Here is a 24,121-nt window from a genome sequence, read left to right on the forward strand (position 1 = left end):
CTTCAGCGCAACATGTAGCGCCGTGACAGCGGCACTTCGTGCGCCGGGTCGCATCGAATGATCTGCCCGTCGATCATCACGTCGAACGTCTGCGGATTGACCGTGAGGTTCGGGCAGGCGTCGTTGTGCAGCATGTCGCGCTTCGTGAGCTTCCGCGTACCATGGGCGCCGACCAGTTGGCGCGCAAGCCCGAGCTTGCCGGCAGCGCCCGCATCGAGCGCGAGTGGACTGACGAAATTGACCGCCAGCGAAGACGGCGCCCGGCCGAACGCGCCCCATTGCGGACGCATGGCGAGCGGTTCGCAGGTCATCAGCGAGGCCGCCGAATCGCCCATCGCGCCCCACGCGATGAACCCGCCCTTGATCACGACCTCCGGCTTGATGCCGAAGAACGCCGGTCGCCACAACACGATGTCAGCGAGCTTGCCGTCTTCGAGCGAGCCCACCGTATCCGCGATGCCGAACGTGCGCGCCGCGTTGATCGTGTACTTCGCGATATACCGCTTGATGCGCTCGTTGTCGCCTCGCGCCGTGCGCTCGCTGGACAGACGTCCGCGCTGGTCCTTCATCTTCGACGCAAGCTGCCAGGTCCGGCAGATCACTTCATTGATGCGCCCCATGCCCTGGCTGTCCGAGCCGAGCATCGAGATCGCGCCCAGGTCGTGCAGCACGTCCTCGGCGGAGATGGTCTGCGCGCGCACCCGCGACTCTGCGAACGCGACGTCCTCGGGCACCGCCGGGTTCAGGTGATGGCACACCATGATCATGTCGAGATGTTCATCGAATGTATTGATGGTGTACGGGTTGGTCGGATTGGTGGACGACGGCAGGCAGTTCATGCGTCCCGCCACCGCAATGATGTCCGGCGCATGGCCGCCCCCCGCGCCTTCCGTGTGATACATGTGGATGGTGCGGTCCTTCATGGCCGCGATGGTATCTTCGAGAAAGCCCGATTCGTTGAGCGTGTCCGAGTGCAACTGGACCTGGAAGTCGTATTCATCGGCCACGGTGAGACAGGTGTCGATGACAGCCGGCATCGCGCCCCAGTCCTCGTGAATCTTGAGCCCCAGGCAACCGCCGCGCAGCTGGTCGACAAGCGAGCCCGGCTTGCTCGAATTGCCGCGTCCCAGGAAGCCGAAGTTGATCGGCCAGTGCTCGGAGGCCTGCATCATGCGTCCGACGTTCCACGCCCCGCCACAGTCGATACCCACGGTGATGGGCCCGAGCGATCCGCCGATCAGCGTGGTCAATCCCGATGCCAGCGCGTGCTCGCATAGCTGGGCCGAGTCGAAATGCACATGCACATCTATGCCGCCTGGAGTCGCGATCAATCCTTCGGCATCCTTGACAGTTGTCGCCACGCCGCACACGAGCTTCGGGTGCACGCCATCCATGACCTGCGGATTGCCGGCCTTGCCGATGGCGACAATGCGCCCTTCCTTGATACCGATATCGCCCTTGATCACCCCGAGCACCGGATCGATGATCGTCGCGTTGCAGATCAGCATGTCGAGCGCGCCGTCAGCGCTGTCATGTCCCGCTTTCAGGCCCATGCCGTCGCGCAGGGTCTTGCCGCCGCCGTGCAGGCATTCATCGCCGGGCACCGCGAAGTCGTGCTCGATCTCGGCGAGGAGCGAGGTATCGCCGAGACGCACGGCATCGCCCGTTGTCGGACCGAACATCTCGGCGTAGGCCTTGCGTGTCATCGTGACCATTCACGCTCCCTTGAAGCCGCGCGCAGCCGCGCGGCCGATCGCGGCTTCACGCAAGCCCGCTTCGGCGACGGCGCCGTCGGTCAGACCATTGAGGCCGAATATTTCGCGCGAGCCACCGAAGGCAACCAGCGTGACTTCCTTGTTGTCGCCCGGTTCGAAGCGCACCGCGGTCCCGGCGGGAATGTCGAGCCGCATGCCGAACGCGGCCGCGCGATCGAAGCGCAGCGCACGATTCACTTCGAAGAAATGGAAATGACTGCCGACCTGGATCGGCCGGTCGCCGGTGTTCATCGCGGTAAGCACGGCCTTCTCGCGGCCGGCATTCAGTTCGATATCGCCATCGGCGGCCAGCAGTTCGCCCGGCACGAGGGTGTCGGCGACCGGCGGCTGGGTGCCCGCGCGAATGGGCTGGTGCACCGTGACGAGCTTGGTGCCGTCGGGGAACGATCCTTCGACCTGCAGCATCGGCAGCAGGTCGGCGACACCCGGCAGGACATCGTCTTCGGTCAGCAGCGTCGAGCCATAGGCGATCAGGTCCGCCACGCTGCGGCCTTCGCGCGCGCCTTCCAGTATCTCGTCCGCGATGATCGCGACCGCTTCCGGATGATTGAGCTTGAGGCCCTTGTCACGATGACGGCGCGCCAGTTGCGCAGCGGTAAAGAGCGTGAGGCGTTCGTATTCGGTCGGTGTCAGCAACATCCGCGCATTCCTCTCGGTTCAGTTGGCAAAGAGCCGTGCTTCGTGGCGATGGCGCCGCATGACGGCAATGTCGGCGGCGAAGGTGCTCGACCAGAGATCGTCCATGGCGGGCGCCGGTGCTTCCAGCACGCTCGCCAGCGGCTCACGCAGGCGCGTCAGGATCCGCTGCGCATCGAGATGCCCGACGATACCGAGCCGCACCGCCGAGCTCACCGCGCCCGTGCACGCTGCGTGCGCCGACATGGCGCGCGCTTCATCCCGGCTGATGCCGAAACTGCGCCACAGTCGTCCCTGCACGGCCGAAAGATGCCCCGGCGTGCGCCCCGCGATGATCGCGGCGCGCAATTCGGCGGCAACGGACGAGTCGAGCCGGGCGTGGACATCGGCGAGCGTGCGTCCGAGGCGGTGCGCCCCTTTTCGCATCGGTTCGGGCAAGGTCACGGTCTCGGCGAGCGCGTCGACGTCGAGCCAGGCGTCGAAGGAATCGGCCTGCCACGCGGCGCAGACTATGCCCTGATCGAGACTCGCCCAGCGCGCGAGCGCCTGTCCCTCGACAAACACCTGCAACGATCGCGCGTCTTTCACCAGTCCGTCCTGCAGCAACGCTTCGAGACCCCATGAGAAGGCCATCGAACCGCTCGGAAAGAAGCTGTCCGAATGCTGGAAGCTCGCGAGCAGACTCGTGAAGTCACTCATGGGCGTGCGCGTGGTCGTGATGGTGATGAGGGTGCTGCTCATGCTCATGCATCAGCTCGATGATCCGTCCCGCGTCGAGCAGCGGGGCCAGCCGCGAACGATAATCATCGACCGGTCCCTTGAGCGCCACCTCCAGCACGTCGCCGTCGAAACGCACCGCCCAGTGCATGTTGCCCGCGAAGTAACCGAGCTCGAGAGCAGCGGCGTTGTCCCGCGCGCGCAGGCGCAGCCATCGCGTGTTCTCAGTCCGCACGACGAGCGCCCGGTCAGCATCGAGATGCAGCACCGCGCCGTCGAAAAGATGCGTCTGACGATCGAGCGCGATGCCGCATTCGTCGCCGCCTTGCGTGCGCACCCGCAACCGGTGGCGGCGGATATCGTCGGCGGCGAGCGTGACCGTATCCACACCGCCGCGATGCGCGAGCGCATGCAGCAGATCAGCCACACGCGGGTCGGACGCACTGCCTACGATGGACGTATAAGTCCTCATGGCGCGTTACCGGTGCGTGAGGTCTGACGGGTTCGGAATGCCCGGGATCGGACACTCCTCGGTGCCGGGCGTGCTGCGCGTCAGGTCCTCGACCATCTTGCGGGTCGCCTCGGGGTCCGTGATCCACTTCGAATAGAAATCGAACGGACACTCGGCCACGCCATTGGCATCCTCGCGCGAATTGATCTTGCCCGTATAGCCGCGATGCAGGAGCTTGTACAGGTGGTTCTCCGACTGCATGTTCTTGCGCGCGTCGCGGATCAGGCTCTTCGAGAGCGCCGCGTACTGGATGCCCATTTCCTCGGTGCCGCATTCGCCGAGCGTGCGCCCGTCGAAGCCGACAATCGATGAATGGCCGAAGTACGAATACACGCCGTCGAAACCGGCTGCATTCGCCACCGCCACATACACGTTGTTCGCCCACGCCATGGACTTCGCCATGATGATCTGCTGTTCCTTGGCCGGGTACATGTAGCCCTGACAACGGATGATGAGTTCGGCGCCCTTCATTGCGCAGTCGCGCCAGATCTCCGGGTAGTTGCCGTCATCGCAGATGATGAGACTCATCTTCATGCCCTTCGGTCCTTCCGATACATACGTGCAATTGCCCGGATACCAGCCCTCGATCGGCACCCACGGCATGATCTTGCGATACTTCTGCACGATCTCGCCCTGGTCATTCATCAGGATCAACGTGTTGTAAGGCGCCTTGTTCGGGTGCTCCTCATGGCGCTCGCCGGTCAGCGAGAACACGCCCCACACTTTGGCGCTCCGGCACGCCTCCGCAAAGATCGCCGTCTCTTCGCCGGGCACGGCGGCGGCCGTATCGTACATCTCCTGCTGGTCGTACATGATCCCGTGCGTGCTGTACTCCGGAAAGATCACAAGGTCCATGCCGGGGAGACCGGACTTCATGCCCTTGAGCATCTCCGCGATGTTCCGCGCGTTCGCGAGCACCTCCGCTTTCGTATGCAGGCGCGGCATCTTGTAGTTCACGACCGCAACGCCGACCGTATCGAGACTGCTTGAAATATCACCATGCATCATGGCCATCTCCTCGTGGATAGTGGGCGCCTGTCGGGGCGCCTGGAACAGCAAAGGGTCAATCAGATAGTCAGGTAGCGCATGATGCGGTCCGCATCGACGTTCTCGCGCCGGTCGCTGTGCACGAAGCGTCCCTTCTCGATGATCAGGAAACGGTCCGCGATCTCAAGCGTGAAAGTCAGTACCTGCTCGGAGACGATCAACGCAAAGTCGCGCTCCTTTTTCAGGCGGTTCAGCGCCCGTGCGATGTCCTTGATAATCGATGGCTGGATGCCTTCGGTCGGTTCATCGAGGATCAGCACCTTCGGTTCCGAGACCAGCGCGCGCGCAATCGCCAGTTGCTGCTGTTGTCCGCCCGACAGGTTGCCGCCCCGGCGGTGACGCATCTCGTGCAAGACGGGAAACGATTCGAAGATGTACTCGGGAATCACGGGACGCTTAAAGCGATCCATGCCCGAGAGGATGTTTTCTTCCACGCTCAGGTACGGAAAGATCATGCGGCCCTGCGGCACATAGCCGAAGCCCGCGCCCACGCGGTCATAGCTCTTCGCCTTCACGAGGTCGCGCTCGTTGAGCGTGATATGGCCGCTGCGCGAAGGGATCATGCCGATCAGCGCCTTGAGCAGGGTCGTCTTGCCCATGCCATTGCGTCCCATGACCGCGACGGTCTCGCCCGCCGCGAGATCGAAGCTCAGGTCGTGCAGCACATGGCTCTCGCCATAAAAGACATTGAGGTTATCGACAGAAAGCATGGTCAGTGTCCCAAGTAAACTTCAATGACCCGCGGGTCGTTCTGAACCTCTTCCATCCTGCCTTCCGCGAGCTTCTTGCCCTGGTGCAGCACCGTGACCTTATGGGCGACCGATTTCACGAATTCCATGTCGTGTTCGATCACGACCACCGAGCGGCCTTCGGCAATCTTGCGCAGGAGCACGCCCGTGAGTTCGCGTTCCTTCGCGCTCATGCCCGCAACGGGTTCGTCCAGCAGCAATAGTTCGGGATCCTGCATGAGCAGCATCCCGATCTCCAGCCACTGCTTCTGCCCGTGCGACAGCAAGGCAGCTTTGCGATCGAGTTGATCGTCGAGAAAAATCATCGCCGCGATGCGATCGATTTCGTCGCGGACCTCTTCGGTCCGGTTAAAGAAGAGACAGCCGATGACATCGCGTTTCTTCGGATAAGAGATCTCGAGATTCTCCGTGACGGTGAGGTCCTCATAGACCATCGGGTTCTGGAATTTCCGGCCCACCCCCGCGCGCGTAATCTGGTATTCCAGCATCTTTTCGAGGTACAGCCCTTTGAACTCGATCCGGCCGCTGGTTGGCTTCGTCTTGCCGCAGATCATGTCCAGTAACGTGGTCTTGCCTGCGCCGTTCGGTCCGATCACCACGTGCAGTTCGTTCTCTTCCACGTAGAAATTGAGGCTATCCACGGCCTTGAAGCCATCGAAGGAGACGGTAAGGTCTTCCACCGCCAGGATCATCGGCCTCATTGCGCGCCTCCGTGAGTCTTATCCTGACGGATCTGCTCGCGGTTGCGTAACCAGTCGATGGTCCCGGCCAGTCCCTTCGGCAGGAACATCGGCACGAAGATAAACAGCGCGCCGATGAAATACACCCAGAACCCCACGAAATTTTCAGACAGGAAGCTTTTCGCCGCGCCCACGATGACGGTACCGTACACCGCGCCGACGAGCGACAGCCGGCCGCCGACCGCCGCATAGATCACCATCTCGATGGACGGCACGATCCCGCAGACGGACGGCGAGGCAAAGCCGACCTGCAGCGTGAACATCGCGCCGCCGACCGCGGAGAACAGCGCGGCAACCGCAAAGATAAAGCCCTTGAAGAGCGCGGGATCGTAGCCCGAGAAGCGGATGCGGTCTTCCCTGTCGCGAATGGCGATCAACACCTTGCCCAGCCGGCTCCTGAGAATGAAGCGGCCCGCAAGCACCGCGCACAGCAGCAGCACACACGTGACGTAGTACATGATCAGCGTCGCCGTGTTGCTCTGGACGCTGTACCCCATGAAGGTCGGCAGATTGGTGATGCCGTTGACGCCGCCCGTGTACCCCTGCTGGCCGATGATCACGATCGACATGATCGACGCCAGCGCCAGCGTGACGATCGAGAAATACACGCCGCCCACGCGCTTCCTGAAATTGGCGTAGCCGAGCACGAATGCGATGACCGTGGGGATGATCAGGATCGCCGGGAGTGCGAACCATCCGTGCTCAAACGGGGCCCACCACCATGGCAGCTTGTCGATGCTGTTCCACGTCATGAAGTCGGGCACGGGTGGACCGCTGCCCCCGAACACGGCGGCCGCCGGATCGTTCGAACTCGCCTCGAGCTTCATGTACATCGCCATCATGTAGCTGCCGAGCCCGAAGAAGATGCCCTGGCCAAGACTGAGAATGCCGCCATAACCCCAGGTCAGGACGAGTCCGACAGCGCAGAACGCGAAGCTCAGATATTTCGCGAAGAGACCCAGACGGAACGCGCCCGTCAGCGCCGGGATCGCGATCAGCAACAGCAGCGCCAGGATCAGGACCGAATACTTGTCCAGCAAGAGCGCGCCGCGCCAGCCGGCAGGCGTTGCCACTGCGTTCGTTGCGTCCCCGCGTGTCGAAGAGAGAGGAAGATCTTTCATGTTTCTGCGTTGCCTCGATTTCAGTGTGTCCGATGGACCGGAAGTCAAAGCGCCAAAGCTTGCGTACGCCTCTGTATTGCGCTTTGATCGCCTGCGGACGCGGAAAAAAAAGCCCGACAGCCAGGGCTAACCTGGCTGTCGGGCTTTTTGGCCGATGTCATCCGAGACGCCTTTGTCTCGGGTGACGGAATGGATGTGAACGCACGGGTGAAACCGCGACCGGTGCGCTGGGCGCAAGGGGACTATCGGCGGACCGACCGTACACTCACGCGCTTTTTGTTTTGCAAGAGCCGTGCCACCGGCAATCGGCAGTGCTGGCCGGTGTCATCGCTGGAAACGGGTGAAGCGGGATCACCAAGGTGGGGTTTATGCGCACATTAGTCGTGCGCCCTACGCTTCATTCTGCACAAAGAAGGAAAGTCGATACACATCAAAAATGCAAACTCTCATGCGCCTTGATGATGATTTCCGCGGTCGCTTCGAGTGACTGCCGCTGCTCCATCGCGCGCGAACGCAACAGCTCGTAGGCGTCCGGTTCAGTCAGCTTGCGTGAGCTCATCAGGATCGATTTGGCGCGCTGGATTTGACGCTGGTCGGCGAATTTTTCCGCGACGCGTTGCGCATAGCGCTCGAGCGCCTGGCGGCTTTTATGTTGGTGAAGGGATACGGCGATCGCGGTCAGCACGCCAAACGAGCGCACCGGCGACGGCACCGTGCAATAAGCATTCAACTTCATGACGACATCGATGAAGATTGGATTCTCGTAGCTGACGACCGGGATCACGGGCGGCTTATCCGGGCTCTCGAGCCACGTCAACCTGCCCGCAAGCGCCTCCGGGCGGACCGCCATGAAGACAATATCCGTCTCCGCCGGAAGCGTAGCCGGTGCCGGCCAATACCGGCACACGCGGCAGCCGATACGGCGCAGTTGCGCAAGCAACTCCTCGCCGTCCTGGTCGAGCGGATGGATAGCCACGACCTTCAGCGAGCGAATGTCGCGAAGGTCCTGAGGCGTGTTCGGCAAAGGATGGCGTTTCATCGCCGCACCTCCTGACGATTGTCGTCTCGGGCATTGAAGGCGGAAAACTGCGTCGACCAGTCTCTTGCGAGTGACAATGCTTTCATTTGCGTTCGACCCGCAGGGAAGGTTCGGCATGAAATGATGGCGACCGGCTGATACGCCCCGATGAAGCCCGGCGGCGTCGCCAGGAGCCGGGTTGCCCCCATCAGCGAAAGCTGTGCCACCGCCCTCATCCACTGTTCACGGATTGCGATCCAGCGTCGACCTCCGGATCTTTTGCAACGCCGACTCGCTCAAACCGGCCGACTGCTCGCGAAGCCGTAGTATGCACACGGCGTTATTGTCATGCAATATTAATTCCTACCGTGAAACTTCGTAGGATTATTCGACAGGTATTTCTATCTGTGGTCGGCAAACTCCCCGCGGTCAAATGGAAGCACACCGGCGGCGCCAATTCGCTGGAAGCATTGATGCTTCGAACGTGAGTTAGCGAGCATGCGGACCCTTTTATCCTCTGACCTATTGCTAGCTCTGGCGAGTCGGCGTTCCCACATGAACGGACGATTTGGCCTCTGGGCGTCTCAAAGTAGCGTGCCCTGACTGGTGGTATTTTTGGCGGTATGTCTCGAACGTTAAATCCCCGGACCCTTTCCAGTAAAGCGATAGGAGAATTTTTCGATTCCGGCCCCGGCACCATTTCCGAAAAGCCGTTTCTGCGTATGCAGAGACGGCCTTTTCGCACTTGGGTCGGGTTAGCGTTCGCTGGGGCAGTTGATCAAGATTCGCCTCTGCGGGTCAGCGGCGAGGAAACCAGGCATCGCCACCTCGAACATCCCCCCAATTCGGAACACGTCTCTTCCTCGGCATGCGCGTGGCGCGACTCACAACCGAAGGCCGCTGAGCGCCCTTCCCCGCCACGATTGTTTCTCTCCTTTTAAAGCCCGGCGCACAAACAGATATCATGTGCGCTCGTTAATACCTGCCGTGCTTACCCGGCATTCCTGCTGGAGTTTCTTATGGCCTCATCCCCTGATAGCGTCAGCATGGCGTTGTTTTGCGACTTCGAAAACGTCGCCCTCGGCGTGCGCGACGCGAAATACGACAAGTTCGACATCATGCCGGTGCTCGAACGTCTGCTGCTCAAAGGCAGCATCGTGGTGAAAAAGGCTTATTGCGATTGGGATCGCTACAAAGGTTTCAAAGCGGCCATGCACGAAGCCAGCTTCGAGCTGATCGAAATTCCGCACGTGCGTCAGTCAGGCAAGAATTCCGCGGACATCCGCCTCGTCGTCGACGCGCTCGATCTCTGCTACACCAAATCGCACGTCGATACGTTCGTCATCATCAGCGGCGATTCAGACTTCTCGCCGCTCGTCTCGAAGCTGCGCGAAAACGCGAAGAAGGTGATTGGCGTCGGTGTGAAAAACTCGACCTCCGACCTGCTCGTCGCGAACTGCGATGAATTCATTTTCTACGACGATCTCGTCCGCGAGCAGCAACGCAGCATCGCGAAACGTGAAGCGCGCGAGGCCCGTGAAGCACGCGACGCACGAGATGCGAACGCGACGGCATCGTCGGCAAAACGCGCACCTGAGGACGGCCAGCCCAAGCAGGAACTCGAAGCACGCAAGGCCAAGGCCATCGCGATTGCGGTGGAAACGTTCGATGACCTCGCCTCCGAGCGCGGCGAGAGCGGAAAGATCTGGGCATCGGTGCTCAAGAGCGCGATCAAGCGGCGCAAACCCGATTTCAACGAGTCGTACTACGGTTTTCGCGCGTTCGGCAATTTGCTGGAAGAAGCGCAGGTGCGTGGTTTGCTCGAAGTGGGACGGGACGAGAAATCGGGTTCGTTTGTGTTTCGCACGCAATCAGTGGCCGTCACTGAATCAGTGAGGGACATCGAGGCGCCCGTCGCGCCGAAGGAAAATCGGCAGACGGGGAATGCGGGTAACTCGGGTAACTCAGGTAACGACCGGAATCGGAGGAAAGGGCGCAACCCGCGTCAGCAAGTTTCCGAACCCCTCGTCGATGAACCGCGCGATGCCCAATCCGCAACGCCTCCGGAAACGCACTCCGAATCGCGTGACGAGCATGATCGCGGGGACGGACCGAACCAACGATCGCAAGTCGCGGAACCGCTCTTCGACGAACCGCAAACCGCGCAGCAACCTGAGCCGCAACTGGAAGCGCGACCCAGGCAGGGCCGCGACCGCAATCGCCGAAACAATCGGAACCCAAGGCCGCAGGTTCACGAACCGCTGTTCGATGTAGCACAGGAACCGCCATTCGAAGCTCATGTGGAAACTCACGCGGAAGCCGCCGACGAGCGACCATTCTTCACGCTACCGGTGAAAGCTAAGGATGAATTCGTGTTCGTGGAACGCACGGAAGAAACACCTGCGCAACCCAGCGAAGTAAGTGAAGCGCCGTCACCTAAGCCCGGCGTGGCGCGACGTGGACGTCAAGCAGCGGCGAAGAAAGTCGTGGCAAAAACGCAGCCGGAAACGCCGGTTGAGAGCGCCGCTGCAGCCGAAACTGTCGACAGCACGGACAAGCCCGCGGCAAAGAAAACGGCAGCGAAAAAGGCCCCGCGTAAAACGGCGCCGGCTAACCGGCGTCCGCGAAAGACCGCCGCCGCAACGAGCGAAGATTGAACGTTTGAAGACGCGTCATCGCCATGACTTGGTCGTCATGCCGATGACGGTTATACGTCTGGAACACGTTGGTGGCTGAACGTCCGGTTGCCTACGCCGCAGCACTCAACGCAACAACGCATCGCCTCACGGCTCCGGAATCTCCAGATCCATCAGCGCCGAACTCAGCGATTTCCCATGCGCATCGAGCGCAAGCGATCGCGTCACGCCACCGCCCAGCGCACGTCCGAGCACAAAATTAAACGCCGCTATTTCCGGCAATTCGAAGCGCGTCACATCGCCCTTCACCACATCGCTCAGATGCGCTTTCACACGCTCCGGTGTGACATGAGCGAGCAGATGATCGTAGTACCGCGCGTCGTAACAGATCACCGATACATTCAGCGTATTGCCCTTATCGCCGGTTCGGGAGTGAGCAAGTAGACGTAATTTCATCTCAAGCCTCCACCATTTCAAACGATGGCCGCACGAGTTCGCGCGGCAACAAAACCGACTGCACGGCAATCACTTCGCGCGCCGTCTTTGTCACCCCGCCGCCGCCAGCCGGACCATTGGTATAAAGCGTCTCGACTTCATTGCCGATACGAACTGCCTCCTCCATCGAATCGGCACGCCCGGCCACGCGCAAACGAACCTCATACGGCTCCGCGTTACGCTCGCCCAGCGTTGCGCCGTGCAATGAATCGATACCGATCAAATCGAAGCGCAGTTCGCTCGTAGCAACGCCCGTTATCTCCAGCCGTTCGCGCACAATCTCCAGCGCCAGTTTCGCCCGTGCGACCGCGCCCGGACCGCCATACGAAATCTGCCCCTCGCCGATAAACCCATCCACGTAAGCCACGGTCACCTTCAACGTCCCGGTCCGCGATGTCCCACGGCCACCGCTCACCCGTACGCGATCCTGTCCCTCCTCCACCACGCGAACCTGCGTGAAGTCGGCCACTACATCGGGCTGCAGATATCGGCGGGGATCGTGGATCTCGTACAGCAGTTGCTCTTTGCACGTGGCCTCCGTCACACGGCCGCCGGCGTGCGCGACCTTCGTGATCGTGACAGCGCCATCGGCGTCGACCTCGCCTATCGGAAAGCCAAGTCGCGCGAGCATCGGCACGTCCTTGAAACCGGGATCAGCGAAATAACCGCCCGTGATCTGTCCGGCGCATTCCAGCAGATGCCCCACCACGGTCGCCTGACCGAGCGTGTTCCAATCGTCCATGGCCCAGCCGAATGCGTGGATCAGCGCCGCCGTGAATAACGATGGGTCAGCCGCGCGGCCGGTGAGCACGATATCGGCGCCGGCCTTTAACGCATCGACTATCGGCTCCGCGCCCAGATACGCATTCGCCGAAACGAGCCGGCTGTCGTAATCAGCAACGCTATCGCCCGACTCTTCGAACACATACGCCCCTTGCCTCACGACATCGAGTACATCGTCGCCACTCACGGCTGCGATTTTCAAACCGCTCAAGCCCAGCTCACGCGCAATCGATGCCGTCTTGCGTGCCGCCGCGAGCGGATTCGCCGCGCCCATGTTCGAGATAATCCTCACACCGTTACGCACGGCGGCCGGCAAGACGGCGCGCATCCTGGCTTCGAGCAACGGGTCGTAACCCAGATCTGGATTTCCCCGACGCACTTGCTGCGCAAGTGCAATAGTTCGCTCTGCCAAGCACTCGAACACGAGATAATCGAGCGCCCCGTGTTCGACCAGTTCGACGGCAGGCTCGATGCGATCGCCCGAATAACCCGCGCCCGCGCCGATCCGCACGCGGCTAGCTTGGGTCACAGCGTTGAGTGCAGCAGTCATACCCAATTCCTTGCGTTAAAAACGCGCTCAAAGAGGAAAGATGCCCAGCACGACGCACGCGATCGTCATCACGATCGATGCACCGAACAACAGCGGAAACGTGAATTTCTGATGATCGGCGAGATCGATACCAGTCAGGCCGACGACCAGGAATGTCGCGGGCGTGAGCGGGCTGACCGGGAATCCCGTTGTCATCTGGCCGAGTAATGCCGCTTGTCCGACATGCACGGCAGGCACGCCAAGTTGCCCCGCCACTTCCGCGATGACCGGCAGCACGCCGAAGTAAAACGAGTCGGGATCGAAGAGCATGCTGAGTGGCATCGATAGGAAACCAAGTGCGACCGGAATGTGCGTGGCCATCGAAGGCGGCACAAAACCAACTGCAGCCTGCGCCATCGCCTTGAGCATGCCGCTGCCTTGCATGACGCCCGTGAACACGCCCGCTGCGAGCAGGATGCCTGCCATCATCAGCGCGGCGCGTGCGTGGGCATCAATACGCTGGCGCTGCATGTCCACGTTCGGATAGTTGACGAGCAACGCGACGCATAACCCGACCATGAACATGATCGCCGGCGGAATCTTCTCGCCCATCACCACCATCGTGCCGAGCACTATCAGCGTCAGCACGATGTTGAACCAGAAATTCTTCGGCCGACGCAGCGCTTTCTGTTCGTCGGTGAGTTCGCGTTTCGGCATAGGAATCGCGCCGTCGGCGCCCGTGTATCCGAGCCGTTTCTCCTCGCGTCGGCCGAGCCACCAGGCCACGCTGAACACAAACACGAGGCCCACGATCTGCACCGGAATCAACGGATTGAATAACGCCGATATAGGCAGATGCAGCGACGCCGACGCGCGGATCATCGGCCCGGTCCATGGCAGGAAATTGATCCCCGCGGCCATCGATGCCGCCGCGGCCAGCACGCGCCGATCCATCTTGAGACGGTCGTAAAGCGGCAGCATCGCGGGGATGGTGACGAGGAAGCAGACCGCGCCCGAGCCGTCGAGGTGAATCAGCAGCGCGAGCAACGTCGTGCCCATCACAATGCGCGTCGGCCGCGTGCCGACCGTGCGCAAGATGCGGTCGATGATCGGATCAAGCGTGCCGGCGTCGGTGATCGTGCCGAAGTACAGGATCGCGAAGACGAACATGCCGACCACCGGCGCAAGGCTCTTCAGTCCATCAATCACAAACTTGCTGGTCTGCAAGCCAAAGCCGCCGATGAGCGATGCCGCTATCGGCACGATGATCAGCGCCACCAGCGGCGACATCCGTTTTGAAAGGATCGCCGCGAGCAGGACGACGATAGTGGCGAGGCCAAGTAGAGGCAGCAAGGTTTGTCTCCGATCTTTTTAATCGATTGTTTTATGTGTCAACCAAGCGTAGTTTCGGAACGTCGATAAAACAATTGAAATGATTTGATGGCAGTAATCACATTTTGTAATAGACCGAAAACATGGACCTGAATCTCCGCGATATCCGCGCGTTCATCGCCGTGGCGCAGGCGGGCAGTTTCACGCGCGCTGCCGTGCGGCTGCATCTGTCGCAGCCCGCGTTGACGGTGCAGATCCGGCGCCTCGAAGAAACGATCGGCGCACGGCTGCTCGACCGCAATAGCCGCAGCGTCGCATTGACACCGGTCGGACGGGACTTGCTGCCGGTCCTGCAAAAGTCGCTCGGCGACATGGAGCAGGTTCTCCACGACGCCCGCGCGCTCAGCGACGGCTCCGCCGGCACGGTGAGGCTGGCGTGCCTGCCGTCATTCGCGGCTAGCTTGCTGCCCGATCTGATCCAGGATTTCAGGCGCGGGTTGCCGCACGTCTCGTTTCAAATCCGCGATGTGGTCGCGAGCGTCGTCAATACGCTGGTGCGGAACGAGGATGTGGACGTGGGACTGACCGGCGGCGATGTCACCGATGCCTCGCTGGAAGTGCTGCACGCCGGCGAGGACCGGCTGTGCGTCGTGTGTCCGGACGGGCATCCGTTGACGTCGGGCAAGCGAATCGGCCTGGAGGAGATCATCCGCTATCCGCTGGTATTGACGGCGGCGGGAACGAGCGTGCGAGCAGTGGTGGACGCCGCGTTCGAACGCGCCGGCTGCGCACCCGTACCCACCTGCGAGCCGACCTACATGATGACGGCGGTGGCCATGGTTCGCGCTGGGCTCGGCGTGACCATCCTGCCCCGCTCAGCGCGAGAGGTGCGTGCGGAACCGGCCCTGGTGACGCGGGTTATCGATGAACCGGGGTTCGTGCGCCCCATCGCGCTCGTGAAGAAGCGCGGACGTACATTGCCGCCCGTGATGGAGGCGTTTGTCGGCGTGATCGTGAAGGGGCTCGTGGAGCGCCAGGAATAAAACTACCGAATGTAAGCGAACACCCCCAGCGCGGCCATCACCGTGATCGCGCCGCCAATGCGCGTCGCGATCTGCGCGAACGGCATCAGTTCCATGCGGTTGCCGGCCGTCAGGATGGCAACGTCGCCCGTGCCGCCCAAACCGCTGTGCGTGGCGTTCACCATGGCGGCTTCAACCGGATGCATGCCCATCAGGCGGCCCACGGCGAAACCCGTCACCACCAGCGTCAGCACGGTGACCGCGGCGGTCACGATATTCGCCCAATGAAACGCCGTGACAATCTCGCCCCACGGCGTCATCGCAACGCTGATGGCGAACATCAGCGGATACGTGACGGCGGTGGAAAAGAACGAATACATGAATCGCGCACCGCCGCGCACGCGGGGAGAAACCGCTTGCAGCAATTGCGCCGCGACCACTAACAGCAGCATCACGACCGGCGCGGGCCAGCCGAACCATTGATGACTCAACTGCCCCACCAGATACAGCGCGATGGCCGTGGCGCCAGCTGCTGCAACCGAGCTGACATCGAATTCAAACGCCACAGACGTTGGCGACGATGTATCGGCCGGCGAAGGTTCGTTATTGCGCGTGAGTTGGCCGTTGCCGGTCCACGCCGGCTTCTTCGTGCCGACGTAGTTCAGAAAACCCGCGCAGCAAATAGCGGCAATGTTGCCGAGCATGACCGCCGACAATACCTGTGCGAACAGCGGGCCTTGGTTGACACCAAGCGTCTGCGCGTAGCCCATCGACAGCGGCAATGCGCCCTCACCCACACCGCCCGCCATGATCGGTACGACCACGAAAAACAGCGTGTGCTTCGCACCGAGTCCAAGCACTGCACCCACGCCCGTTCCGACCAGCGCTGCCGCCAGAGAACCCGCGCACACCGGCACGAAGATCTTGATGAAGCCTTTGATCAACGTCTGCCGGTCCATGCTGAGCACGCTGCCCACGATAATCGCGGCGATGAAGAGATAGAGAAAGTTGGTGCTCTTCGTGAACGACGTCACCGACTTCACGATACTCACCGGCATCAGGTGGTAGTAAATCAGCGCCGATGGCAGGAAGGCCGCGAAGATCGAGGTTGCGCCAATATGCCTGATCCAGGGAATACGCCGCGCGAGTTCGGCGCAGGTAAAACCACCGACCGCAACCAGCGCGATACCCGTCGGCAGATCGGCGTCGAGTTTGCCGCTGGCAGCCATGGCGCCGAGCACCAGCAGCAACACGATATACACCGGCAAAGGCAACACGCCGATACGGACGTCGAATATCACCCACCAGCGATCTCTCCATACCGTCGCGCTCGAGGGCGCGGCGGCGGCGTGAGCCCTGCGTGTTTCAGACGTCTCCATTCAAGTCTCCGGATTTTTTGAGCGAACGCCTAGATCAGCAACAGCAAGGCCGCGCCATACACCACGGCGCCGAGCAAAAAGGTCATCACGGTGAACCCGAGCACACGCTGCACGCCGACACCCGCCATGGCGACCACCGGCGCGGCCCAGAATGGCTGCAACATGTTGGACACCTGTTCGCCCATGGCGACGGCCATCGTCGCGCCGGGTACGGACGCATGCAGCGCCACCGCCGCCGGCACCACGAACGGGCCCTGCACTGCCCAGTGGCCGCCACCGGACGGCACGAGGAAGGTCACGATCAGCGAACACACGTAACTCCAGAAAGGCAGCGTGTGCGCGTTCGAAATAGCGATGAAAAAGTGCGACAGCACGTCGGGCAAACCGGTCGCCTCCATGATCCCCATGATGCCGCCGTAGAGCGGATATTGCAGCATCATCGAGCCGGTCTGGCGGGCGGCGTTCTTGATGGCATCGGCGTAAGCGAGGGGATAGCCGTGCAGCACCACGCCCGCGATGAACATTACGAAGATCACCGCGTTCACACCGCTGAAGCCGGTCTTGTGCGTCCACGCAATCGCGAGAAACGACACCCCCGCTGCACCGATAAACGCGCTGCCGACCCACGAATATTCGAGCCACTTCGCGGGCGTCAGCTTGCCTGCGGGACGCATCTTGACGGGCGGATCAGGATTCTTGTCGAGATCGAGTACGACGATGTCTTCATCGGCGGGCTTGAGGAGGGCCAGCACGATCGGCGTGGCAATAAGCATGACGATTGTCGGCACCAGGTTGAAGGCCGTGAACACGGTGCTGCTGAACGGCAGCACTTGGCCCGTCAACTTTTCGACGACGTTCATCGCACTGCCGTGCGTCGCCTGCGCGAGTGCGATCGAACTCGAGATGCCACTCGCCCACACGACCCAGCCCGAGAACCCCGCCGCGACAATCCACGCGAAGTCCACCCGCATGCGCTTGGCAACTTCACGCGCAAGCAGCGCCGCGACCACGAGTCCAAAACCCCAGTTTAAAAACGAGGCCACTGCTACCGACACAAACGTAAGCGTCGCAGCCTGCACCGGCGTGCGCGCAAGAGAAACGACCGCGCGAAAAAGCCGCTGCACAGGGGGCGCGTGTGCGAATGCATGACCTGTGACAAGGATCAGCGTGATCTGGAACGCGAACGTCAGGATATCGAAGAAACCCTTGTACCAGCCGCCGACAATCCCCATGAACGACGCATGCGGCGCGAACAACGCAGATACCACCGCGACGAACGCAGTGATCAGGATGGCGAGAACGAACGGGTCGGGGATGACTCGCTCGAAAAGCTCAATGGTCGCGTTGGTGAAGCGCGTTTTACCGCTGCCGCCCGAAGGTGAAGCGCTCGCCGGTTTCATGTCAGTCTCCTTTGTCATTGTTGTTAGATGTCTTAGCGTCAAGCGGTGTCAGAAGTCATTTCAGAAGTCATATAACTTGGCGGGGTTATCGACGAGAATCGCGCGGCGTTGCGCGGGGTTTTCCACCCAATGCGAGAGCAGGTCGAACAGCGCGGTATCGTCGGGCTTGATGGTTTCCGTGGTATGCGGCCAGTCGCTGCCCCACACCAGCCGCTCAGGTGCGGCGTTGACCCATGCATGCGCCGTGGGGTCCATATCGCTGTAGCGTTGCGCTTCGCCCACGCGCGAATCGAGGTACGGACCCGACAACTTCAGCCACGCACGGCCTGTGTCCAACAGCGAGCGCACGATGCCGAACGCGGGATGATCAATACCTTCGGGTAACGACAAACGCGCGAGGTGATCGAAGACGATCTTCGAAGGCAGGCGTCTCAGCAAAGCCTCATGTTCAACGATCTGCGCCGCGGTCCAATGCAACTGGACATGCCAGCCAAGTTCATGCACTCGCTGCGATAGCGACTCCACCATCTCGAAGCCGACCACCGCCTGCACCGGCGTGTACAGCGTGAAGCGAATCCCGCGGATACCGCCCGTATGCAGCGTGACCAGTTCAGCATCGGTCACATCAGGACGCAGCACGGCCACGCCGCGCGTATGGTCGGCACCGAGTTGCTGGATGGCGTCGAGTGTCACGCGGTTGTCGACGCCATAGATACGCGGCGTCACGACCACCGTGCGTGTCGTGCCAATGCGCGCCTGAATCTCACGTCGATAATCATCGGCGGTAGCGCTGTTCACCATCTTGCCGTCGTGCGGAAAGCGGGCATCGTAGACATGCATGTGTGCGTCGCAGGCAAGCGGTGGCGCCGGGGTGATGGCGGGCATGACGTGTCTCCTTCTTGCTGGTTTTATGTGCTTTTATTCAATCACGCGCTTCGCCCGCAGCGCTTCAATGTCCTCGCCCGACATGCCCTGCTCGCTCAGCACTTGCTCTGAATCCTGTCCGAACGTGGGCGCGGCAAACGGTTCGGGACCGGGTGTCCTGCCGAACCGGATCGAACGCTTGAGCCCGCGATATCGCCCCACAACCGGATGCTCATACGTTGCGATCATGTCTTCGGCCAGCACCTGTGGGTCGTCAAACATGTCTTCGACAGTACGCGCCGCCGCGCATGGCACGTCTTCGCCAAACAGCGCTTCCCATTCCAGCGCGCTCTTCACGGCCAATGCCGCGTGAAGCTGCGGCACGATTTCATTCACGTGAAGCGCGCGTTTCCTGACGGTATCGAAACGCGGATCGGCAGCGAGCGCATCGAGGCCCGTCTTGCGGCACAGCGCCTGCCAGAAGTGCGGCGTGTTGGCGGAAATGTAGAGGTACCCATCACGTGTCGGATGAATGCCGGTGATGCCGCCTGAACGCATGTCGCGGCCGACTTCACGGGGTTCGTTGTCGGCCCAGACGAGACGCGCCGACTGCATGGTGAGCGCGCTGCGCAACAGCGACACACCCACGTATTGCCCTTCCCCACTGCGCTCACGCTCGAACAGCGCCGACGCCACGCCACCGGCCACCAGCGCCGCCGCGTAGTAATCCACCACTGATCCGTACAGCACCTCGGGCGGCCCGCCGCTCTTGCCTTGCATCGCGCACATACCGGTCATGGTCTGTAGCACCTGGTCGTAGCCGGCCTTGTCCTTGAGCGGCCCGGTCTCGCCATAACCGGTCACGGCGCAGTAAATGAGCCGTGGATTGAGCGCTTTCAACTGCTCATAATCGATACCCAGCCGCGCCGGCACGCTCGGCCGGAAGTTGTGCACGAGGACATCGGCGTTTGCCACCAGCGTCTTCAGCGCGGCCAGTCCTTCAGGTTGTTTCAGGTCGAGCGCGAGGCCGAGCTTGCTGCGGTTCACGCCGAGAAACGCGCGGCTTTCGCTCTCGAGCGTCGAGGGATATTTGCGCAGGTTATCGCCTGCGGGCGGCTCGATCTTGATGACTTCGGCACCCTGGTCGGCGAGCAGGCTGCACCCATAAGGCCCGGCGATATACGCGCTCAAGTCGAGCACGCGAATGCCGCTCAGCGGTCCGCGTGCGCCTTCGGGTCTGCGGGATGACGTGCTCATGGCTGCGGCTCCCGGTCTTGCGTTGAAGCCACGCCAGAGGCCACATTCAACGCCGCCTGTGCCACGATCGCCCGAGCCCGCGCGACGAATGGACCGTCGATCATCTTGCCGTCGACCACATACGCGCCCCGGCCGGCCGCATCGGCTTCTGCCGCCGCCTCGACCACCCGTCGCGCGTGGGCGATCTCATCGGGCGTCGGCTGGAATACTTCATTGGCGAGCGCGACCTGACTCGGATGAATGCAGCTCTTGCCGATAAAACCAAGACTGCGGGCGAGCTGCGCTTCCGTCTGGAAACCGGCCTGATCGCGGATATCGGCGAACGCGGAGTCGTAGGCGAACACGCCCGCTTCGCCCGCCGCCATGCTCAACGCGAACATGGCTTGCTGGATGGCAGCGATTTCCCGTCGCGCGATGCCCAACGGCTCGAACAAGTCGCCCAGCCCAAGCTGCAAACCCTTCACACGAGGATGCGCTGTGGCCAGTTCAAACGCGCGCCGCAATGCACCCGGCGATTCGATATTCAGCAGCAAGCCAATCGGCTCCGTCACGCCGTTCGCGCGTTCGGCGGCATCGAGCGCGTTCGCGGCGGCCCGTACGTCGTCGGCGTGGCGCGGTTTCGGCAAGTTGATCAGATGCACGCCCGCCCGCACGACAGCGGCGAGATCGGCTTCGAAATGCGGTGAATCGATGGCGTTCACACGCACGATGATCGTCTTGCCGCCGAACCGGTCCACACCTGGCGAAGCTCGCGCAAGGAAATCGCGAAGATGCTCACGCGCTTCGGCCTTGCGCGCCTCCGACACTGAGTCTTCGAGATCAAAGGAAAGGGCGTCTGCCTGGCTCGCCAGCGCTTTGGCGAACAGTTCGGGCCGTGAGCCCGGAACAAATAATTTGCTTTTCATGCCGCCAGTCTAGACATCGGCACAATGAAGATAAAGCGATAGAATGTGCCTTCAAAATCAACTAAAAGTATCTTCATGGAGACCTCGTTCCTGACCAGCTTCCTGCTGGTCGTCGATACCGGTTCAATGGCCGAAGCCGCACGCCGCCTCGATTTGACGCCCGCTGCGGTGGCGCAGCAGATCCGCACGCTCGAGCGCGAATTCGGTGCGCCACTGCTTGCGCGCGCTGGCCGGACGGTGTCGGTCACGCCTGCCGGCAGCCGGATAGTCGCGCAGTCGCGGGGTTTGCTGCGTGAACTCGCCGACCTGAAGATCCTCGCCAACGACGAATACGCGACCGGTGAACTCAGGCTCGGCACGATCAATACGGCGTTGCATAGCCTGCTGCCGGATATCCTCGCGCGGTTTGTCAGCGCTCATCCGCATGTGAAAGTGTTTATCCAGTCGGGGACATCGAACGAATTGTATGAAGCATTGCGGCAAGGCGATGTCGATGCAGCCGTCTGCACGCATCCCGCCTTCGCGATGCCGAAAACCTTCGTGTGGGAACTGCTGCGTGAGGAACCGCTGGTGGTGATTGCGCCGCAGGGCCTGGCGAAGCGGGATGCGCATGATCTCCTCGCGCATGAGCCGCTGATCCGATACGACCGGTCGCTAGCGGGCGGTAAGGAAGCGGAGCGTTACCTGAGGCGCGTGGGCATTGTGCCGAACGAGCGCTTCGAACTAAGCTCGCTGGCGGCCATCGCGATGATGGTGGATCGCGGACTCGGTGTATCGCTTGCGCCCGATGTCGCCTCGCCGATGACCAGCGCCCTGAACATCGCGCGGATCAGCTTGCCGATGGAGTCGGAGCCGCGCCGCTTTGGTGTGCTCTGGAAACGGGCGTCGGTGCGTGACCGGCTGATTCGCGGCCTGGTGGACTGCGCACTGCAATGCGTGCGCGGCTGAATGGGTTGAACGTATCGGGGTTGCTTAAGCCACCCAAAAACAATACGGCGGCAAGCTTGCGCGTGCCGCCGTATGTAGCGCTTGAAACATGCAGTCCCCAAGCGCCGCACTCCAGACCTTGCCGCTTACTGCGGTTGGCCCTTGTCGTTGGTACCCATGGCCGAAGCGGCTGCAGCAGCCGATGCGCCCTTCAGGTGCGATGCCTTGTCTTGCTGATGCAACGTCGTACCGCCTACGCCAGACGCAGCCTTCTTATGCTTGAAGTGCGGCAGATGCGGTTTGGGTTCTTTCGGGCTGACAGGCGGCTTGCTTTCGTCCGTTTTCGGACCGCCGCCGCCACCAGCACCCTGAGCCATTGCCGCACCTGCGAACGCGAAAGCGAGCGCACCAACCATTGCAATTTGCGAGAACTTCTTCATTACCAATCTCCCTGGAGTTGTGAATCGATTGCAGCATCGCATTGTTGTTCGAAATGCATGGAATTTCAACGAATTCAGAATATTCCTAGCGAAAATTGGTCTTGGCGAGCTCCACGATTTCGTCGCCGCGGCCGTTCAGGATCGCTCGCAACATATAGAGGCTGAAGCCTTTCGCCTGCGCCAATTCCACTTTGGGCGGCATCGCCAGCTCGTGCTTTGACGTCACCACGTCGACGAGCGCCGGCCCGGGATAAGCGAAAGCCTTCTGCAGAGCCTCTGCGATGTCCTCGGACTCCTCCACCCGGATGCTGAAAATGCCCGCCCCCTGGGCAATGGCCGCGAAGTCGGTTTTGGCCAGATCGACGTTGGTATCCAGGTAACCGGCGGCCTTGAGCTCCATCGAAACGAAGCCGAGCAGACTGTTGTTATAAACCACCACTTTGATCGGCAGATCGAGTTGGCGGGCGCTGAGCAAGTCGCCGAGCAGCATCGATAAACCGCCGTCGCCCGAAAGCGAGATCACTTGCCGGCCCGGATTCGCGCCCTGTGCGCCGAGCGCCTGGGGCATCGCGTTTGCCATGGAACCGTGGTTGAACGAGCCGTGAAGCTGGCGTTTGCCGTTCATCGTGAGGTAACGCGCCGCCCAGACGGTCGGCGTACCGACATCGGCGGTAAAAATGGCGTTTTCGTCGGCGGCTTCGTTAACGAGTTTCGTCAGATACTGCGGATGGATCGGCTTGCCCGGGCCTGACGGCGTGGCGAGTTCATCGAGCCCCTTTCTCGCCTCTGCATAGTGCTTGCGGGCGGTATCGATGAACTTCCGGTCGGCCTTGCGCGTGAGCTTCGGCAGCACTGCCGCTATCGTCTCCTTGACCGTGCCGACCAGCCCGAGCGCGAGCGGCGCCCGCGCGCCGAGCTTCGAGCCGCGCCAGTCGACCTGGATGATCTTGGCGTCGGTGGGATAAAACGGCCGGTAGGGGAAATCGCAGCCGAGCAGCAGCAGCGTGTCGCACGACATCATCGCGTGGTAGCCGGAGCTGAAACCGATCAGCCCGGTCATGCCGACGTCGTACGGGTTATCCCATTCGATGAACTGCTTGCCGCGCATCGCGTGGACGACCGGTGCGCCGAGCGCGTCCGCGAGCGCGACCACTTCGTCGTGCGCGCCCGCGGTGCCGCTGCCGCACATCAGCGTCACTGCGTCCGAACTGTTCAGCATGGCCGCGAGCCTGTCGATATCGATCTCCGAGGGCAGGATGGTCGACGGTCCCGTGGCGGACCAAGTTGGCTTTTCCGCGGGCGCGTCGCTCAGCGCGACATCGCCGGGCAGCACGATCACCGCGACGCCGCGCTCTTCGATCGCCGTGCGCATCGCGCGGGCGAGCACGCGGGGAAATTGCGCGGCGCTCGACACCAGTTCGACGTAGTGGCTGCATTCCTTGAACAGCGCGGTTGGATGAGTCTCCTGGAAATAGCCCAGCCCGATTTCCGTCGACGGAATATGCGCGGCAATCGCCAGCACCGGCTGCTGGTTACGGTGGCAGTCGTATAAGCCATTGATCAGGTGCAGGTTGCCCGGGCCGCAACTGCCGGCGCAAACGGCAAGCTTGCCCGTCGATGCCGCATCGGCGCCTGCCGCGAACGCGGCTACTTCCTCGTGGCGCGTGTGCATCCAGCGGATGGAGCCGACCTGGTCGAGGCTATAGGCAAGCCCGTTCAGGCTGTCGCCAGTAACCCCCCAGATGCGCTCGACGCCCGCTGCCGCCAGCGTCCTGGCCAAATATTCCGCAACCGTGTTTCTTGCCATGTCCTGCTCCTTGGGTGGAAAGAGGAATCGG

At 61.8% G+C, this 24,121-nt stretch carries 22 protein-coding genes; 3 read left to right on the forward strand and 19 right to left on the reverse strand.

Annotation, left to right across the window (positions count from 1 at the left end):
• Positions 1-2: 2 nt before the first annotated feature.
• From ureC to JWR14_RS08195, 9 genes are all read right to left on the reverse strand, one after another.
• On the reverse strand, positions 3-1,706 hold the full coding sequence (ureC, locus tag JWR14_RS08155; protein ID WP_366144514.1) for an urease subunit alpha: 1,704 nt from the start codon (positions 1,704-1,706) through the stop codon (positions 3-5).
• A gap of 9 nt (positions 1,707-1,715) precedes the next feature.
• A complete protein-coding gene (gene ureB, locus JWR14_RS08160) occupies positions 1,716-2,414 on the reverse strand; it encodes an urease subunit beta (protein WP_299704243.1) in 699 nt (232 codons plus the stop codon).
• Positions 2,415-2,432: 18 nt separating this feature from the next.
• On the reverse strand, positions 2,433-3,152 hold the full coding sequence (locus tag JWR14_RS08165) for an urease accessory UreF family protein (RefSeq protein WP_299704247.1): 720 nt from the start codon (positions 3,150-3,152) through the stop codon (positions 2,433-2,435).
• Positions 3,103-3,555 (reverse strand): urease accessory protein UreE, encoded by a 453-nt coding sequence (gene ureE, locus JWR14_RS08170; protein ID WP_299704250.1) that lies wholly within the window; start codon positions 3,553-3,555, stop codon positions 3,103-3,105. The genes JWR14_RS08165 and ureE overlap by 50 nt, the downstream gene beginning before the upstream one ends.
• A 51-nt stretch (positions 3,556-3,606) precedes the next feature.
• Entirely contained in the window at positions 3,607-4,647 is a 1,041-nt protein-coding gene (locus tag JWR14_RS08175; protein ID WP_213764196.1) for an aliphatic amidase, read from the reverse strand.
• 59 nt (positions 4,648-4,706) lie between these two features.
• On the reverse strand, positions 4,707-5,396 hold the full coding sequence (gene urtE / locus JWR14_RS08180) for an urea ABC transporter ATP-binding subunit UrtE (RefSeq protein ID WP_213764197.1): 690 nt from the start codon (positions 5,394-5,396) through the stop codon (positions 4,707-4,709).
• Positions 5,397-5,398: 2 nt separating this feature from the next.
• A complete protein-coding gene (gene urtD / locus JWR14_RS08185; RefSeq protein ID WP_299704263.1) occupies positions 5,399-6,136 on the reverse strand; it encodes an urea ABC transporter ATP-binding protein UrtD in 738 nt (245 codons plus the stop codon).
• Entirely contained in the window at positions 6,133-7,296 is a 1,164-nt protein-coding gene (gene urtC, locus JWR14_RS08190; protein ID WP_299704266.1) for an urea ABC transporter permease subunit UrtC, read from the reverse strand. The genes urtD and urtC overlap by 4 nt, the downstream gene beginning before the upstream one ends.
• Before the next feature lie 430 nt (positions 7,297-7,726).
• Positions 7,727-8,335, reverse strand: a complete 609-nt coding sequence (locus JWR14_RS08195; protein WP_299704269.1) for an ANTAR domain-containing protein — start codon at positions 8,333-8,335, stop codon at positions 7,727-7,729.
• 998 nt (positions 8,336-9,333) lie between these two features.
• Between JWR14_RS08195 and JWR14_RS08200 the strand changes: the two genes are divergently transcribed.
• Positions 9,334-10,971 carry an NYN domain-containing protein gene (locus tag JWR14_RS08200; RefSeq protein WP_277042478.1) on the forward strand — a complete coding sequence of 546 codons (1,638 nt, stop codon included), beginning with the start codon at positions 9,334-9,336 and terminating at the stop codon, positions 10,969-10,971.
• A 126-nt stretch (positions 10,972-11,097) separates the two neighbouring features.
• Here JWR14_RS08200 and JWR14_RS08205 read toward each other — a convergent pair whose 3' ends face one another.
• From JWR14_RS08205 to JWR14_RS08215, 3 genes are read right to left on the reverse strand one after another with little or no spacing between them, the layout of a single operon-like run.
• Positions 11,098-11,406, reverse strand: coding sequence for a hypothetical protein (locus tag JWR14_RS08205; RefSeq protein ID WP_299704276.1), 309 nt, complete (start codon positions 11,404-11,406; stop codon positions 11,098-11,100).
• Between the two features lies 1 nt (position 11,407).
• Entirely contained in the window at positions 11,408-12,778 is a 1,371-nt protein-coding gene (locus JWR14_RS08210) for an acyclic terpene utilization AtuA family protein (RefSeq protein WP_299704279.1), read from the reverse strand.
• Between the two features lie 27 nt (positions 12,779-12,805).
• Positions 12,806-14,110, reverse strand: a complete 1,305-nt coding sequence (locus tag JWR14_RS08215) for a citrate:proton symporter (protein WP_299704282.1) — start codon at positions 14,108-14,110, stop codon at positions 12,806-12,808.
• Between the two features lie 122 nt (positions 14,111-14,232).
• Between JWR14_RS08215 and JWR14_RS08220 the strand changes: the two genes are divergently transcribed.
• A complete protein-coding gene (locus JWR14_RS08220) occupies positions 14,233-15,132 on the forward strand; it encodes a LysR family transcriptional regulator (RefSeq protein WP_299704285.1) in 900 nt (299 codons plus the stop codon).
• A 2-nt stretch (positions 15,133-15,134) separates the two neighbouring features.
• Here JWR14_RS08220 and JWR14_RS08225 read toward each other — a convergent pair whose 3' ends face one another.
• Genes JWR14_RS08225 through JWR14_RS08245 form a run of 5 tightly spaced genes read right to left on the reverse strand, consistent with a single transcriptional unit; the run spans position 15,135 to position 20,916 of the window.
• The gene (locus JWR14_RS08225; protein WP_299704289.1) at positions 15,135-16,490 is read right to left on the reverse strand and encodes a 2-hydroxycarboxylate transporter family protein; all 1,356 of its coding nucleotides are present in this window, start codon (positions 16,488-16,490) and stop codon (positions 15,135-15,137) included.
• 29 nt (positions 16,491-16,519) lie between these two features.
• Positions 16,520-17,890 carry a TIGR00366 family protein gene (locus JWR14_RS08230; protein ID WP_299704293.1) on the reverse strand — a complete coding sequence of 457 codons (1,371 nt, stop codon included), beginning with the start codon at positions 17,888-17,890 and terminating at the stop codon, positions 16,520-16,522.
• 60 nt (positions 17,891-17,950) lie between these two features.
• Positions 17,951-18,775, reverse strand: a complete 825-nt coding sequence (locus JWR14_RS08235) for an amidohydrolase family protein (RefSeq protein WP_299704296.1) — start codon at positions 18,773-18,775, stop codon at positions 17,951-17,953.
• Between the two features lie 33 nt (positions 18,776-18,808).
• On the reverse strand, positions 18,809-20,011 hold the full coding sequence (locus tag JWR14_RS08240; RefSeq protein ID WP_299704299.1) for a CoA transferase: 1,203 nt from the start codon (positions 20,009-20,011) through the stop codon (positions 18,809-18,811).
• Positions 20,008-20,916, reverse strand: a complete 909-nt coding sequence (locus tag JWR14_RS08245) for a CoA ester lyase (RefSeq protein WP_299704302.1) — start codon at positions 20,914-20,916, stop codon at positions 20,008-20,010. The genes JWR14_RS08240 and JWR14_RS08245 overlap by 4 nt, the downstream gene beginning before the upstream one ends.
• A gap of 75 nt (positions 20,917-20,991) precedes the next feature.
• Here JWR14_RS08245 and JWR14_RS08250 point away from each other — a divergent pair, with 75 nt between their 5' ends.
• Entirely contained in the window at positions 20,992-21,864 is an 873-nt protein-coding gene (locus tag JWR14_RS08250; protein WP_299704305.1) for a LysR substrate-binding domain-containing protein, read from the forward strand.
• Positions 21,865-21,989: 125 nt separating this feature from the next.
• Here the strand turns inward: JWR14_RS08250 and JWR14_RS08255 are convergent, their stop codons facing one another.
• A complete protein-coding gene (locus JWR14_RS08255; protein ID WP_299704308.1) occupies positions 21,990-22,283 on the reverse strand; it encodes a hypothetical protein in 294 nt (97 codons plus the stop codon).
• A gap of 85 nt (positions 22,284-22,368) precedes the next feature.
• Positions 22,369-24,090: a ubiquinone-dependent pyruvate dehydrogenase gene (gene poxB / locus JWR14_RS08260; protein WP_299704311.1), complete on the reverse strand. Its 1,722-nt coding sequence runs from the start codon at positions 24,088-24,090 to the stop codon at positions 22,369-22,371.
• Positions 24,091-24,121: the final 31 nt, after the last annotated feature.

It is taken from the genome of Caballeronia sp., from assembly GCF_028292365.1.
Classification (GTDB): Bacteria; Pseudomonadota; Gammaproteobacteria; order Burkholderiales; family Burkholderiaceae; genus Caballeronia.

What these genes read in the sequence shown, in the direction of transcription:
- ureC (WP_366144514.1), bottom strand. Translation starts at nt 1,706, where the DNA reads ATGACACGCAAGGCCTACGCCGAGATGTTCGGTCCGACAACGGGCGAT.
- ureB (WP_299704243.1), bottom strand. Translation starts at nt 2,414, where the DNA reads ATGTTGCTGACACCGACCGAATACGAACGCCTCACGCTCTTTACCGCT.
- JWR14_RS08165 (WP_299704247.1), bottom strand. Translation starts at nt 3,152, where the DNA reads ATGAGCAGCACCCTCATCACCATCACGACCACGCGCACGCCCATGAGT.
- JWR14_RS08175 (WP_213764196.1), bottom strand. Translation starts at nt 4,647, where the DNA reads ATGATGCATGGTGATATTTCAAGCAGTCTCGATACGGTCGGCGTTGCG.
- urtE (WP_213764197.1), bottom strand. Translation starts at nt 5,396, where the DNA reads ATGCTTTCTGTCGATAACCTCAATGTCTTTTATGGCGAGAGCCATGTG.
- urtD (WP_299704263.1), bottom strand. Translation starts at nt 6,136, where the DNA reads ATGAGGCCGATGATCCTGGCGGTGGAAGACCTTACCGTCTCCTTCGAT.
- urtC (WP_299704266.1), bottom strand. Translation starts at nt 7,296, where the DNA reads ATGAAAGATCTTCCTCTCTCTTCGACACGCGGGGACGCAACGAACGCA.
- JWR14_RS08195 (WP_299704269.1), bottom strand. Translation starts at nt 8,335, where the DNA reads ATGAAACGCCATCCTTTGCCGAACACGCCTCAGGACCTTCGCGACATT.
- JWR14_RS08200 (WP_277042478.1), top strand. Translation starts at nt 9,334, where the DNA reads ATGGCCTCATCCCCTGATAGCGTCAGCATGGCGTTGTTTTGCGACTTC.
- JWR14_RS08205 (WP_299704276.1), bottom strand. Translation starts at nt 11,406, where the DNA reads ATGAAATTACGTCTACTTGCTCACTCCCGAACCGGCGATAAGGGCAAT.
- JWR14_RS08210 (WP_299704279.1), bottom strand. Translation starts at nt 12,778, where the DNA reads ATGACTGCTGCACTCAACGCTGTGACCCAAGCTAGCCGCGTGCGGATC.
- JWR14_RS08220 (WP_299704285.1), top strand. Translation starts at nt 14,233, where the DNA reads ATGGACCTGAATCTCCGCGATATCCGCGCGTTCATCGCCGTGGCGCAG.
- JWR14_RS08225 (WP_299704289.1), bottom strand. Translation starts at nt 16,490, where the DNA reads ATGGAGACGTCTGAAACACGCAGGGCTCACGCCGCCGCCGCGCCCTCG.
- JWR14_RS08230 (WP_299704293.1), bottom strand. Translation starts at nt 17,890, where the DNA reads ATGAAACCGGCGAGCGCTTCACCTTCGGGCGGCAGCGGTAAAACGCGC.
- JWR14_RS08235 (WP_299704296.1), bottom strand. Translation starts at nt 18,775, where the DNA reads ATGCCCGCCATCACCCCGGCGCCACCGCTTGCCTGCGACGCACACATG.
- JWR14_RS08240 (WP_299704299.1), bottom strand. Translation starts at nt 20,011, where the DNA reads ATGAGCACGTCATCCCGCAGACCCGAAGGCGCACGCGGACCGCTGAGC.
- JWR14_RS08245 (WP_299704302.1), bottom strand. Translation starts at nt 20,916, where the DNA reads ATGAAAAGCAAATTATTTGTTCCGGGCTCACGGCCCGAACTGTTCGCC.
- JWR14_RS08250 (WP_299704305.1), top strand. Translation starts at nt 20,992, where the DNA reads ATGGAGACCTCGTTCCTGACCAGCTTCCTGCTGGTCGTCGATACCGGT.
- JWR14_RS08255 (WP_299704308.1), bottom strand. Translation starts at nt 22,283, where the DNA reads ATGAAGAAGTTCTCGCAAATTGCAATGGTTGGTGCGCTCGCTTTCGCG.
- poxB (WP_299704311.1), bottom strand. Translation starts at nt 24,090, where the DNA reads ATGGCAAGAAACACGGTTGCGGAATATTTGGCCAGGACGCTGGCGGCA.